This window comes from Burkholderia sp. MSMB1078WGS (genome assembly GCF_001528895.1).
In the GTDB taxonomy this organism is placed as follows: domain Bacteria; phylum Pseudomonadota; class Gammaproteobacteria; order Burkholderiales; family Burkholderiaceae; genus Burkholderia.
Window position 1 is genome coordinate 149,438 of the sequence record NZ_LPDI01000101.1, and the last position, 12,505, is coordinate 161,942.

Sequence of the window (12,505 nt, forward strand, 5' to 3'; positions counted from 1 at the left end):
GCGCGTGGGCTCCGGGTGGAGCGATGCCGGCGGCGCGCACCCGTCAGGCGCGGCCGCCCCAGCGTGCCGGCGGTCCGCTCAGTCCGACGAGCAGACGATCGCGGTCAGGAACGGGAACGCCTGCTTGACGGTTGCGTCGCTGCCGGCCTTGCGCACGGCTTCCTCGACCGAGCTCTTGGTGCCGCGCACGACGACGCCGTAAGCCCAGTCGCCGATCGGCGTGCCGTCGCCAGGACGGAAGATCGGGTCATTCGCCTGGTAGCCGAGCACGACATAGACGCCGAAGCCGTAGGCCGTCAGCGGGCGGTTCGTGCGGAACGCATTGACCGAGTTGGATTCGACGTGCATCGGCTCCGACTGGATGTCGCCGGCGGCGAGCAGCGGCGCGACGAACTTGTGGCCGGTCGAATGGCAGTCGAGCGCGTCGTCGAGCGCTTTCGCCGACGCAGAGCCGGCGGTGGCGAGCACGAGCAGCGACGCGCAGAGGGCTGGCTTGAGAACGTTGTTTTTCATGCGCGGTTGCGGGTTGTTCATTCGTATTATCGCGTGTTCCAGCAAGTTTCGTGCGCGGGCTTGGCGGTGTATGCGCGGGCGCGTCGATGCGGTGGTTGATCCGTGCCCGGACCGCGCGCCGCGCGTGCCGAAAACGGGTGAGCATCCAAGATGCCGGCAAAAATCGCCCGTAAACGGAAAAAGGGATTACGGTGTTCAACCGTAATCCCTTGATTCCTTTGGTCGGAGCGAAAGGATTCGAACCTTCGACCCTCTGATCCCAAATCAGATGCGCTACCAGGCTGCGCTACGCTCCGACGAGCCAAAGATAATAACGTCGAATGACCGATTCGGTCAATCACGATATGCGGGTAAATGCCCCGACCGCGAACCGGCCGCGATTTGCGACAATTCTCGTGAGATCGGCCGCCCCGCGCGCCGAAGCAAGGAGAACATCATGATGAACCTGATCCTGTGGCGCCACGCCGAGGCCGAAGATTACGCGACGAGCGATCTCGCGCGCCAGTTGACCGTGCGCGGCCGCAAGGATGCGCAGGCAATGGCCAAATGGCTGCGCGGCCGTCTCGAGACGAATACCGTGATCCTCGCGAGCCCGGCGGCGCGCACCGTACAGACCGTCGAGGCACTGACCGACCAGTACCGTACCGTCGACGCGCTTGCCCCAGGCGGCGGCGTCGACGACGTGCTGGCAGCGGCCGGCTGGCCGGAAGGCATCGCCCCGACGGTCGTGATCGTCGGCCATCAGCCGACGCTCGGCAGCGTCGCCGCGCAATTGATCGCCGGCGGCGACGACAGCTGGAGCATCAAGAAGGGCGGAATCGTGTGGCTGGCGAGCCGCACGCGCGACGGCAGCCGGCAGGCCGTGTTGCGGGCGGTCCTGACGCCCGAACTGGTGTAAGGCCCGTCTGAATTGGTTTGAAGGGATTGATCATACCGTTTCGCGAGCTTTCTGCTAAAGTCAAATCGGCGACACGTCATTGAAAGGACACGGTCGTGCCACATAACGGTCACGGCCGATTACTACATTGGCGGGCATGTCGTCCTATTCCTTACGACCAGGAAAGCCTAATGCGAGAACTGCCGACGCCTACGCTCCCTTTTGCCTCGCTGCCCCTCGACACGTCGCGGCGTCACCTGCCGCGCGCCAGTGAAACCGTCACATCGGAGTATCGCCTGCGCGCCGCATGGGCGCGTACGGAAGACGAATTGCGCGAAGCCCAGCGCCTGCGCTACAGCGTGTTCGCCGAAGAGATGGGCGCGCAGGTCAGCGGCCCTTCCGGGCTCGACGTCGATCCGTTCGACGCGTATTGCGACCACCTCCTGGTCCGCGATCTCGACACGTTGAAAGTCGTCGGCACGTACCGCGTGCTGCCGCCGCACCAGGCGGCGCGTGTCGGCCGCCTGTACGCCGAAGGCGAATTCGACCTGTCGCGGCTCACGCACCTGCGCGGCAAGATGGTCGAGGTCGGCCGCTCGTGCGTGCACAGCGACTACCGCAGCGGCGCCGTCATCATGGCGCTGTGGGGCGGCCTCGGCGCGTACATGATGCAGAACGGCTACGAAACGATGCTCGGCTGCGCGAGCGTGTCGATGGCCGATGGCGGTCACTATGCGGCGAACCTGTACCAGTCGCTGTCGGCAGGCTCGCTGACGGCGCCCGAGTATCGCGCGTTCCCGCACACGGCGCTGCCGGTCGACGAACTGCAGACGGGCACCGTGGTCGCGCCGCCGCCGCTGATCAAGGGTTACCTGCGTCTCGGTGCGAAGATTTGCGGCGCACCGGCCTGGGATCCCGACTTCAACTGCGCGGATTTCCTGACGCTGTTCCGCCTGTCGGACATCAACGCGCGCTACGCCCGCCACTTCCTGGGCTGAGCGGGTCGAATCGCGTCGCACCTTCCGAGGTGCGGCGCGCGCAAGCGAACGCCGTCGCGTGGCCTGTGCCGCGCGACGGCGTTCGTGTATGCGGTTAACGTGTGCGTACCTGGCCCCTGATAATTTCAGCGATACGCAGCGATCACCGTGCCGCGGGGCGGCACGTTCGCGGCGGCCCGGAGGAGGGCCGTACGGCAGCGGCGCGCGCTCAGTGCTTGCGCCGCCAGTCGAGCAGGTGGTGTTCCGCCATCCAGTGGTGGATCATCCCTTCGCCTTCGTGGCTGCGCTTGTATTCGCGCGACTCGAAGTACGACAGCGCGACCAGTACCATCACACCGATGAACAGACCGATCAGGCCCGCAATTTCCTCAGACGACATGGCAGCCTCCTTTCAACGGCACAGCGCCATGCGTACATAGTAGGACATGGACGGCGCAACCCCGAAACCGGATTTCCGCTAGACTCGGCGCGGTCCCGGCGTGCGATGGGCGCGCCGTTTTCTGGAGCCCTACCTGATGAGCCGTATCATGCTGGCCGTGCTGGTCGCATCCCTTCTTGCCGCCTGCAGCAGCGATCCCCGCCAGGCGCGCCGCGGTCACCCGCCCGAGGATCCGGCTGACTATCGCGGCGTGCCGACCGACATGACGCCGCCGTCGATGCTCGACGCGCCGTCGCCGAAACCCGTGCAGTAACGGTCGCTCGGCCCCGCTGTCACGCGCGGGCCGCGGATGCGGCTTGCGGGTCCGCGCCAATGCGCTGCAACAGCGCCGGCAGGTAGCGCGCGAGCGTCGCGCCGCGCGCCGCCATGAACAGCAGTAGCGAGAACCAGAGACCGTGATTGCCGAACGTGTCGACGGCGGCGAGCGTGGCCGCGATGAAGATCGACAACGACACGACCATCGCGCGCATCAGCGACTGCGTCTGTGTCGCGCCGATGAACACGCCGTCGAGAAGGAAGCCCCAGACCGACACGATCGGCGAAATCGCGGCCCACGGCAGGTAGCGCAGCGCGACGGCGCGGATCTCGGCCTGATCGGTCAGACGCGCGACGATCCAGCCGCCCGCGGCCCAGTAAACGAGCGCGAACAGCAGCGCACCGAGCGCCGACCAGAGCAGCGTGACGCGCACGGCTTGCCGGAATGCGTGGCGATCGCGCGCGCCGGCCGCCGCGCCGACGAGCGCCTCGGCCGCATGCGCGAAGCCGTCGAGGCCGTACGCCATGAAGGTCTGAAAATTCAGCAGCAGCGCATTCGCGGCGAGTGTCGCGTCGCCTTGTTTTGCGCCGAGATGCGCGAACCACCCGAATGCGCCGAGCAGGCACAGGGTGCGCAGGAAGATGTCGCGATTGAGCACGATCAGCCGCTTGAGCGCGACCCGATCGGCAAGCGCGCGTACCGCGAGCGGTGCAAGGCCGCGCGGCCGCAGCCGCCACAGCATCCACGCGCCGAGCGCGAAGCCGCACGCGTCCGCGGTGGCGGTCGCGGCGCCGATGCCGGCGATGCCCCAACCGAAACCGTACACGTAGAGCAGCACGGCGCCGATGTTCACCGCATTGATGAACACCTGTGCGACGAGTGCGAGCCGAACGCGCTGCACGCCGAGCAGGTAACCGAGCACCACGTAGTTCGCGAGCGCGAACGGCGCGCTCCAGATCCGTGCGTGGCTGTATGCGAGCGCCGTCGTGTGGACGGCGTCGCTGCCGCCGAGCGCGGACAGCGCGAACGACAGCAGCGGCGCCTGCAGCGCGAGCACCGCGGCGCCGAGCGCGAACGCGACGATCAGCGCGCGCAGCAGATTCAGGCGGATCCCGGCGGCGTTGCCGGCGCCATGCGCCTGCGCGACGAGGCCGGTGGTTCCCATCCGAAGGAAGCCGAAGCCCCAGAACACGAAATTGAAGAACAGCCCGCCGAGCGCGACGCCGCCGAGATATTGCGCCCCGTCGAGGTGGCCGGCGACGGCCGTGTCGACGGCGCCGAGGATCGGCTGGGTCAGGTTCGCGACGACGATCGGGAACGCGAGCGCGAGGACGTGCCGATGCGTGACGGCGGCCGCAGCGCCGCCGGCCCCGTGAGGTAAGGCGGATTCGGACATGGCGGACGCGTCAGGCGCGTTCCTGTACGCAGACCCACGGCGAGACGACGACCGCCCACAGTTCCGGATTGCGCGCCGCGTAGTCGGCTGCGGTCTCGGCCGGCATGCGCGCGACGAGGCCGGACGACAGCCAGCGCGTGACCTGTTCGGTATCGTCGCTGGCGACCGCTTCCGCGACGCTGACGAGATCGAGGTCGCGCGCAACCGACAGCAGCTTGCCCTGCGCGAAGAAGCGCTCGAGATCGCACCAGTCGATCTTGGCGGTCTCGCCGAGGAGTTTGGCGTAGAGCGGGCTGTGCGGCGCGCCCGTGGCGGAGTGTTGATCAGAGGACATCGGTTTCTTGGAAAAACTGCGTGGCGCCACTATAAACCATCCGGCCGGGCGGGCCGAGCGAGCGGGCCGCTCACGCGTCGCGCAGCGCGCGGCGCACGATCTTGCCGGTGGCGGTCATCGGCAGGCTGTCGACGAACGCGATCGCGCGCGGATACTCGTGCGCGGCGAGTCGCTTGCGCACGTGTTCCTGCAGCGCGCTCACGAGCGCAGCGTCGCCGGCGTGGCCGGGGTTCAGCACGACGAACGCCTTGACGATTTCGGTGCGCGTCGCGTCGGGCACGCCGACGACGGCCGCCATTCGCACCGCCGGATGCGTGAGCAGGCAATCCTCGATCGGGCCCGGGCCGATCCGGTAACCGGCGCTCGTGATTACGTCGTCGTCGCGGCCGACGAAGCGCACGAAACCGTCGGCATCGATCGTGCCCGTATCGCCGGTGAGCAGGTAGTCGCCCGCGAACTTGTCGCGCGTCGCGCCGGGGTTGCGCCAGTATTCGAGAAACATCACCGGATCGGGGCGGCGCACCGCGATGCGGCCTTCGACGCCGGGCGGCAGCGGCGCGCCCTCAGCGTCGACGATCGCGACCGCATGGCCGGGCACCGCCTTGCCGATCGCGCCGGGCTGCGCATCGAACAGCGCCGCGCACGACGACAGCACCATGTTGCACTCGGTCTGCCCGTAGAACTCGTTGATCGTCACGCCGAGCGCGTCGCGGCCCCACGCCGTCAATTCGGTGCCGAGCGATTCGCCGCCGCTTGCGACCGATTTCAGCGACAACGCGTAGCGTTCGCGCGGCGCCGCGACGGCGCGCATCAGCTTCAGCGCGGTGGGCGGCAGAAACGCGTGGGTGACGCCGTGCCGCGCCATCAGCGCGAACGCCGCGTCGCCGTCGAATTTCTCGAAGCGGCGCGCGAGTACCGGCACGCCGTGATGCCATGACGGCAGCAGCACGTCGAGCAGCCCGCCGATCCATGCCCAGTCGGCGGGCGTCCAGAACAGGCGTGCGTCGCGCGGGAAGCACTGCTGCGACATCTCGACGCCCGGCAGGTGGCCGAGCAGCACGCGATGCGCGTGTAGCGCGCCTTTCGGCTTGCCCGTCGTGCCGGACGTATAGATGATCACGGCCGGATCGTCGGCGGCCGTATCGGCCGGCACGAAGTCCGGCGATTCGGCGGCGAGCGCCGCGTCATAGCGAAGCACGCCCGGCGCATCGGGCGCATCGTCGCCGATGCAGTAGACGGTTTGCAGTGCCGGCAGCCGTGCGCGCAGCGGTGCGATCTTCGCGTAGCCGGCCGCGTCGGTGACGAGCGTGGCGGCTTCGCTGTTCGCGAGCCGGTACTCGAGCGCATCGACGCCGAACAGCGTGAAGAGCGGCACGGCGATCGCGCCGAACTTGTACGCGGCGAGATGGGCGATCGCCGTTTCGGGGCCCTGCGCGAGAAAGATGCCGATCCGGTCGCCGCGCCGCAGGCCGGCGCGCGCAAAACTGTTCGCGAGCCGGTTAGAAGCATTCTTCAGGTCGTCGAACGTGATGCGGGAGACGTCGCCTTGCGCCGTTTCGTGGATCAGCGCGAGGCGTCCGCTGCCGTCGGCCCATTTGTCGCACACGTCCACGCCGATGTTGTAATGCGTCGGAATGTCCCAGTGGAAGCGGGAGAGGAGGTGGTCGTAGCGGTCGGCGGCGGGCAGCATCGCATGGTCTCCCGGATGTCGGCGTGGCGTCGGGTGAACGGCTTACATCAGGATTTCACGCAGACGAATTCACAATGGTGTTCGCTGATAGGGAATGTTCTGACTCGTCCAACAGTTACGGCTCAGTGCACGATTCCACAATGACGCATAAGATCAAGACAAAACAGTGGTGTGACCATGGATTTGCTTCTGATAGCTGCGGGGTTCAGCCTGATCGGAATCGGTGTGCTGGTGGCGTTTGCTCGTCATGTCGATCCGTTGTCCGGCCGTTTCACCGGACGTCTGCGCAAGCGCTGACTCGATTTTTTCCGTTTTCGCCGTGACGGCACGCGATGCGCGCCGGCGTCGCGTGTCGTCCATCGCGCGCTCAGCGCGCCGGCAGGTAGCGTGACGGATCGATCGAGCGGCCGCCATAGCGCAGCTCGAAATGCAGCGCGACGCGATCGCTGTCGCTGTTGCCCATCTCGGCAATCGATTGCCCTTGCGTGACCGACTGGCCTTCCTTCACCAGCAACGCGCGGTTGTGCGCGTAGGCCGTCAGGTAATCGGCGTTGTGCTTCAGGATGATCAGGTTGCCGTAGCCGCGCAACCCGTTACCGGCATAGACCACGACACCCGGTGCGGCCGCGACCACGGGCGTGCCCGGCGAATTCGCGATGTCGATGCCCTTCGATTTCGAACCGTCGAACGTGCGCACCACGTTGCCGGCCGCCGGCCAGATCAGCGCAATGCTCGTGGCCGGTTTCACGGCCGATTCGACTGGCGCGGAAGGGGCCGGCCGCGCGCGGCCCGCGCTGCCGGTGCCGGTGGTCGATGGCGTCGATGCGGTGGCCGTGCCGGGCGGCGGTGCGACGCGCAGCACCTGGCCGACTTCGATCGCATCGGGGTTCGTCATCTGGTTCCAGCGCACGATGCTCTGTACCGACGTGCGGTTTTCACGCGCGATCTTGTAGAGCGTGTCGCCACGCTCGACGCGATAGAACCCGGGGCCGACGGGCGCGGAGCCGCACGCGACGAGCAGGGCGGCGCAGGCGGCTGCGAAGAGTCGCTTCGTTGTTGTTCCGAACATTGAACCTCGCAAAACCCTGCCGCGCGTGACGCGGCAGGCAACACAAAACGTCCGATTTTAACGGGTTCGACCCGCGCACCGCAGTTTCGGTCGCAGGCGGGCCGCCGCGCCCCGGTTCGATGCGTGCCGAATCAGCCGGCGAGCGGGGCGACGCGGATCCGCAGCGTGGCCGTTTCGGTCGCGCCCGGTGCGAGCATGCGCAGCCCGAGGCCGTTGTGGATCGCATCGGGCAGGCCGAGCCACGGCTCGACGCAATAGAAGTCCGAATCCGGCTTTTCGGTCCAAGTCGTGACCGCATACCATGGGATCGAGCCCGGCACGTCCAGCGCGATCTCGATCGTGCGACGGCGGCCCGGCATCACGATGCGCACCGGCGCGGACGGCTCGCCGTCGAGACAGTGGAAACGATCGAGGATGTCCGGATTGTCGAGGCGGTAACGGGCTTCGCCTGGTTCGAGCGGGCTGATCGAGCCGTCCGCGCGCTGTTGGCAACGGCGGGTCGGCGGTAGCTCGAGGAGGGTGTCGGCCCGCTCGTCGTGCGGCAGCGCGAAGTAGAAATGGTGGCCGGCGTAATAGGGTAGTGGCGTGTCGCCGCGATTGGCGGTCGTCAGCGCGACTTCCAGCGTATGCGCGTCGGCCAGCCGGTAGGTCGTTTCGAACCGGAAATCGAACGGGTAGCTCGCGTGCAGCGCGTCGTTTGCGTCGAGCGTCATCGTCAGCGCGGCGCCGTCGGCCGACGGGTGCGCGTCGAACGGCAGGTCGCGCGCAAAACCGTGCATCGGCAGATCGCGAACCACGCCGGCGGCGTCGCGCCAGCGACCGATTTCACCGTCGACGCGGTGGCGGCCGAGGAACGGAAACAGCAGCGGATTGCCGCCGCGCACGCGGGCGAGGTTGTTCCAATCGGCGGTTTCCGGCCAGAAGATCACCGGTTCGCCATCGACGTGCCAGGACAGCAGACGGCCGCCGAATTGCGGAGCGACCCGGGCGAGCGACGGGCCGGCGTGAAGTTCGTGAATGTCGTGTTGCTGGAAGGTGGGCATGGCGAATCGGGTTGGAAGTGACTGGAGCAACGTGCGTTCCATTATCGGGCCGCGGGCGGTCGGGGAAAACCCTTCTCGGGAAATTGCGAGTTTTTAACGCTGTCGACGGTCTGGATAATGCCTCTAAACCGGTGATGTTGCCGGGTCATGACACTTCGCGGAGGGGGCCATGGATCTGGCAATGGCAATGGGAATCGCACTGTTCGGCATGTTTACTGGCAGCACGGTATTATTTTTCTATCAGCTCGGCCGCTGACGGCAATTTCTGCCGAAGCCTACAAGCCCGCCATGCAAATGGCGGGCTTTTTGCTTTCTGAGCGCTTACAAATTGCAAGCGTTTGTGTGCATTGCCGCAATATCCTGCCAAATGCCTTGGCGCAGTAATCCTGCCTCGGCATAATCGGGGCGCGTTTTTCAGGACGCGCATCGCGTCGTCCGCCTTCCTTCCCGCTTAATCTTCACTAAAAGGACCGACGCGTGAGCCTCTGGTTTCTGGTATTCCTGAGCGTCCTGCAGGGCGTTACCGAACTCTTCCCCGTCAGCAGTCTTGGCCATACGCTGCTCGTGCCGGCGCTGTTCGGCATGCACATCGACAAGCACGCGCCGCAACTGCTGCCCTTTCTCGTCGCGCTCCACCTCGGCACCGCGCTGGCGCTGCTGTGGTACTTCCGCGCGCGCTGGATCGCGCTGATCGGCGGCTTCTTCGCGCAGCTCGGCGGCCGCAAGAACGACGACGGGCACCTGATGTGGGCGCTGATCATCGGCACGATTCCGACCGGCATCGTCGGGCTGCTGCTCGAGAAGCGCATCGAACGCGTGTTTCACGATCTGCGGATCGTCGCGATCGCGCTGATCGTCAATGGCGTGTTGCTGTGGCTCGGCGATCGTATTCAGCGCAGCCGCGCGCATCGGCCGCCCGAGAAGATGACGTTCAAGCAGGCGTTCTTCGTGGGCCTCGCGCAGATCGGCGCACTGATTCCGGGCTTCTCGCGCAGCGGGTTGACGATGATCGCCGGCAACGCGGCCGGGCTGACGGCGGAGAAGGCGGCGGAATTCTCGTTCCTGCTCGGCACGCCGATCATCTTCGCCGCGGGCGTGCTCGAATTGCCGAAGCTGTTCCATGCGCGCGATCAGCTCGCCGATGCGCTGCTCGGCGGCGTGCTGACGGCGATCGCCGCGTACCTGAGCGTGCGGTTCCTGATGCGCTATTTCGAAGGGCGCGGCCGGCTCGCGTCGTTCGGCGTGTATTGTGTGATCGCCGGCGTGTTCTGCCTCGGCTGGTTCATGCTGCATCCGCAGCCGGTTTGACGCCGCGGGCGCCGGTCTCGCGTGATCCGGCGCAATGATCGGGTATAATTTCGGGCTCGGCTTCGTGTCGGGCCCGTTTTGTTTCGGGGGTTTGAGTGGTTGTGGTTGCGGGCGGTGTTGCCGCTGCTCGTCGCTCAAAAGCCCGATGCTCCAATGCGGTCCGCGTCAGGCCGTGTCTTTTCTCCCTCGACCGCCCTTAGCTCAGTTGGATAGAGCAACGGCCTTCTAAGCCGTAGGTCACACGTTCGAATCGTGTAGGGCGGGCCAGTCAAATCAAGTGCTTGCGTGCCTGTTCGCCAGTCTTCATCTCGCCCAAAATTCTTTGTGTAACCGCTGTGTAACCAGATTGCGTCTACGTCAACCGAGGCAAATCTCATGCTGACGCCACTCGCGAGCGATGCAGGCGAGCCTGCGATTGCCTTTGTGGTAAGCGGGTGTCTCGGCTAGGTGTGCAATATGGCTCTTGCGATGAGCTGTCTGTAAACGGTTGGCTTGTGCCGAGGCAGAGGTCGAGTGCTATCAGAATCTGAGAAATCGACCCAACGTTAGTTTGAGGTTGCATTCGTTCATAACCGTGCGCGACGCCCGGTTAGAATCGCTGCGTCTACTCATGAGCACGGTACCGATTGAAAGATCGGCGTGACCATCTGAAACGCGTATGGCCATGGAACCCGAGGATCTTCTACCGCATTTTGAGCGTGAGTTGGGTCTGCTGCGCCGCTCGACGCGTGCGTTCGCCGAGCTTTACCCCAAAATCGCGGCTCGTCTTGCGATGTCCGGTGAGCACTCGGATGACCCACACGTCGAACGGCTGCTGCAATCGTTCGCGTTGATGTGCGCTCGGCACGACATCCGACTCGAAGATGAGGTGCCAGAGTTTACTCACGCGTTGATTGCCGCAATCCACGGACCGTTGCTGCGGCCGTTTCCGTCTTGTGCGATGGCCCAATTTCGCGTGGATCGAGACAGCAAGCAGACCGAGCCGCGAATAGTTCCACGCGGCACCCAATTGGTGGCGCCGAATAGCCGCCTGGTGTTCCGCACTGCCGCCGACGTCACGTTGGCGCCGTTGACCGTTTCCGCTGTACGTTACGCGACGTCGACCGTCGCGCCGATGCAAACGACACTGCCTTCCGACGCGACGGGGATTTTGTCTTTCACCCTTGAGCTCACGGCACCGTCAGCCCAGTTCTCCATCGCTCCCGATATGCTGCGGATACATTTGGCGGGGGAGAGGGAGGTGGTGGCTGCGCTCGCCGACGGCGTGCTGATGCACGCCACGCGTGCCTTCGTTGAACTGGACGGCAACGGGCGCTGGCGTCGTGTGGAAATGCCGCTGGCGGCCGCAGGTTTCGACGATGCCGACGCGCTGCTTCCGCCGCCTCGCGACAACGCGATTGCTCCGTTTCATCTGTTGATGGAGTACGGCGCGTTTCCCGCTCGATTTGACAACCTCGATCTGGATTTGGCGCGGTTGAAACGGTTGGCGGGCGGTGCGCGCCGGATCACGTTGCATTTGGCCCTTGCCGGCGTCCACCCCGACTCACGTCGCGCTCAACGGCTGAGCGCAGCGTCGGCCGACAATCTCCGGCTGTTTTGCACACCAGTCGTCAACTTGTTCTCGAGCAATGCGGAGCCAATCGAAACGAAGGCTGGACACGCATACTATGCGCTGAAACCGTTTTCGCTCAAGACTGCAGCTACGACCGAAGTCTGGTCAGTTGATCAGGTCCGTATAACGACCGCCCAGGGTGCCGCGCTTCTGCCGCCATTCGAATCCTTGCAGCACGCGCTTGGCGCAGCGCCAGGCCCGTATTGGGTTGTTTTGCGCGACGAAGCCCAGCGTGCGCCGAAGCCGCCTTCCGAGCCCGGCAAGACGGGACAGGAAGCGCTGCGCGGACAGGCAACTGGAGCGCGCGCAGACGGATTGCGTGGCTTGGAACTCGCGCTTGTGAACGCTCGCGGCGAGCCCGTCGATCCGGCTGCGCAACGCCAACTCGACATCGTGCTGTCTTGCACAAATGGCAACCTGGCGGACATGCGCGAGCGCCAGTTAGCCGTGCGCGATGGGGACTCTGGTGACGAGATCGAGATGTTGGCTCAGCCCAGTGCAAGTCCCGCGCCGATTCTTCGCCGCGGTGACCAGTGGGAACTGCTGTCGTGCCTGGTTCCGCAGGCAGCACGGCTGAACGCCGAAGGCCTCAATGAGTTCAAGCGCTTGTGCACCCGCTTCGGCATGTCCGCGCCCGACGCCGGCCGGAGATTCGACGCGCTCGTGTCGCTCTCGACTGAATGGGTGCGGCGCTGGATGCCAGGCAAGCCGGCTTCAGCGTTCGTCCAAGGATTGGAGGTCAGGCTCGTGATCGACGAGCAGCGTTTCGTCCAATTCAGTCTCGCCGGATTGGGGCGCGTGATGGATCGACTATTTTCCCCGTACGTTCCAGTCACCAGCTTCGTGCAAATCGTATTGGTCTCGGCAGAGACCGGTGCGGTACTGCGACGCGGTGAACCGTGCGATGGTTCCCAACCGCTAATTTGATTGGCGGGTGGAAAGGGTATCAGTAGGGAAATTGCAAAGGAAT

The 12,505-nt window shown here is 65.5% G+C and carries 12 protein-coding genes and 2 tRNA genes; 6 read left to right on the forward strand and 8 right to left on the reverse strand.

Annotated features, from left to right (window positions below):
• Window positions 1-78: 78 nt before the first annotated feature.
• Window positions 79-513, reverse strand: a complete 435-nt coding sequence (locus tag WT24_RS27270; RefSeq protein ID WP_059502123.1) for a hypothetical protein — start codon at window positions 511-513, stop codon at window positions 79-81.
• A 219-nt stretch (window positions 514-732) separates the two neighbouring features.
• Window positions 733-809: transfer RNA gene (locus WT24_RS27275), tRNA-Pro, on the reverse strand.
• 140 nt (window positions 810-949) lie between these two features.
• Here WT24_RS27275 and sixA point away from each other — a divergent pair.
• A complete protein-coding gene (gene sixA, locus WT24_RS27280; protein WP_059501998.1) occupies window positions 950-1,411 on the forward strand; it encodes a phosphohistidine phosphatase SixA in 462 nt (153 codons plus the stop codon).
• A 170-nt stretch (window positions 1,412-1,581) separates the two neighbouring features.
• Entirely contained in the window at window positions 1,582-2,388 is an 807-nt protein-coding gene (locus tag WT24_RS27285; RefSeq protein ID WP_034206968.1) for a GNAT family N-acetyltransferase, read from the forward strand.
• 208 nt (window positions 2,389-2,596) lie between these two features.
• Here the strand turns inward: WT24_RS27285 and WT24_RS35010 are convergent, their stop codons facing one another.
• Entirely contained in the window at window positions 2,597-2,767 is a 171-nt protein-coding gene (locus WT24_RS35010; protein ID WP_175888554.1) for a hypothetical protein, read from the reverse strand.
• 136 nt (window positions 2,768-2,903) lie between these two features.
• Here WT24_RS35010 and WT24_RS35015 point away from each other — a divergent pair, with 136 nt between their 5' ends.
• Complete coding sequence (locus WT24_RS35015; protein WP_095211771.1) at window positions 2,904-3,080, forward strand: hypothetical protein; 177 nt, start codon at window positions 2,904-2,906, stop codon at window positions 3,078-3,080.
• Window positions 3,081-3,099: 19 nt separating this feature from the next.
• Here WT24_RS35015 and WT24_RS27290 read toward each other — a convergent pair whose 3' ends face one another.
• From WT24_RS27290 to WT24_RS27310, 5 genes are all read right to left on the reverse strand, one after another.
• Complete coding sequence (locus WT24_RS27290; RefSeq protein ID WP_060036372.1) at window positions 3,100-4,479, reverse strand: MATE family efflux transporter; 1,380 nt, start codon at window positions 4,477-4,479, stop codon at window positions 3,100-3,102.
• A 10-nt stretch (window positions 4,480-4,489) separates the two neighbouring features.
• On the reverse strand, window positions 4,490-4,813 hold the full coding sequence (locus WT24_RS27295) for a DUF2288 domain-containing protein (protein WP_059792427.1): 324 nt from the start codon (window positions 4,811-4,813) through the stop codon (window positions 4,490-4,492).
• A 70-nt stretch (window positions 4,814-4,883) separates the two neighbouring features.
• Window positions 4,884-6,503 carry an acyl-CoA synthetase gene (locus tag WT24_RS27300; RefSeq protein ID WP_060036373.1) on the reverse strand — a complete coding sequence of 540 codons (1,620 nt, stop codon included), beginning with the start codon at window positions 6,501-6,503 and terminating at the stop codon, window positions 4,884-4,886.
• A gap of 367 nt (window positions 6,504-6,870) precedes the next feature.
• Window positions 6,871-7,572, reverse strand: a complete 702-nt coding sequence (locus tag WT24_RS27305; protein ID WP_059502006.1) for a peptidoglycan DD-metalloendopeptidase family protein — start codon at window positions 7,570-7,572, stop codon at window positions 6,871-6,873.
• 131 nt (window positions 7,573-7,703) lie between these two features.
• The gene (locus WT24_RS27310; protein ID WP_059502007.1) at window positions 7,704-8,615 is read right to left on the reverse strand and encodes an aldose epimerase; all 912 of its coding nucleotides are present in this window, start codon (window positions 8,613-8,615) and stop codon (window positions 7,704-7,706) included.
• A 477-nt stretch (window positions 8,616-9,092) separates the two neighbouring features.
• Here WT24_RS27310 and WT24_RS27315 point away from each other — a divergent pair, with 477 nt between their 5' ends.
• The 3 genes from WT24_RS27315 (at window position 9,093) to tssF (ending at window position 12,462) form a co-directional block, all read left to right on the forward strand.
• A complete protein-coding gene (locus WT24_RS27315; protein ID WP_034206973.1) occupies window positions 9,093-9,923 on the forward strand; it encodes an undecaprenyl-diphosphate phosphatase in 831 nt (276 codons plus the stop codon).
• Between the two features lie 190 nt (window positions 9,924-10,113).
• Window positions 10,114-10,190: transfer RNA gene (locus WT24_RS27320), tRNA-Arg, on the forward strand.
• Between the two features lie 397 nt (window positions 10,191-10,587).
• On the forward strand, window positions 10,588-12,462 hold the full coding sequence (gene tssF, locus WT24_RS27325) for a type VI secretion system baseplate subunit TssF (RefSeq protein WP_257127567.1): 1,875 nt from the start codon (window positions 10,588-10,590) through the stop codon (window positions 12,460-12,462).
• Window positions 12,463-12,505: the final 43 nt, after the last annotated feature.